Here is a 1025-nt window from a genome sequence, read left to right on the forward strand (position 1 = left end):
GCTAGATCTTCAACGGTTAATTTATGTTGAATTGCTAGAGCCAAAACGTTGCCTTGGGCTGTGATGTCATATGTTGAAAGCACGGCACCGCCAAGAAGTACGTGTGAAATAGGATTGAAGAATAACTGTACTGAGACGGTAGGATTGTCTTTTCCAGCAGGAACGTAAGCTGGTCTGAGACTTCCTTGGTAGAAGGAACTCTTGATTTCTACATTAGAACGTCGAGCGGTAAAACTGTTCAAACCACTTTCAGTGAAATGATAATCAAAGACGCTCAGTGCTGAAGAACCTACAACGCCACCAAATGGTAGAGCAGGTTTCTTTTCAAATAAGTGTTTTACAACATATCTAGCTTCACGACGAGCTACGGTTGCCAACGCAATTGGAACATGATTGTCAGCCGGAATTGAGTAAGCTAATGTAGCGTCACCGATAGCATAGATGTCCTTTTGGTTAGTTTGAAGATATTCATTTGTCTTGATCCAGCCACGATCATCTAAATCGATTGTGCCTTTGAGCCAATCAGTATTAGGTTTAACACCAGCAGCTTGAATGACTAGGTCACTAGGATATGTAACTTGATCAGTTTTAACGCCAGTTACGGCATCACTACCAACATATTCCTGAATGTGAGCGCCAGTAACAACTTTTACATCCTTATCTTCAAGATGTTTTTCAAGGATATCAGTCATTTCTTTATCAAGATATGTTCCCAAAGGACGATCGATCACGTCAAGCAATGTTACGTTCTTACCAGCTTTGACACTGGCTTCAGCAGCCTCAATACCGATGTAACCAGCACCAACCACAGTAATATTCTTAACGCTTGAATCCTCTAATTTGGCCTTGATTTGAGTTGCCCAATCTAAACCACGCATTAAAAAGACATTTTTGAGATTATTTCCTGGAATAGGAAGAGACTTAGGAGTTACACCAGAACTTAAAATCAATTTATCATAAGGATATTCTTGATTGTTGTTATCCTTAGTATCAACAACAGTAATAACCTTTTTATCAGTATTGAT

At 39.5% G+C, this 1025-nt stretch carries 1 protein-coding gene; it reads right to left on the reverse strand.

From position 1 onward, the window contains the following. Positions 1-1025: NAD(P)/FAD-dependent oxidoreductase (locus FHL06_RS14255; RefSeq protein WP_153387327.1), on the reverse strand; the 1025-nt coding region annotated here is incomplete at both ends.

Source organism: Companilactobacillus halodurans (assembly GCF_009600985.1).
GTDB lineage: Bacteria > Bacillota > Bacilli > Lactobacillales > Lactobacillaceae > Companilactobacillus > Companilactobacillus halodurans.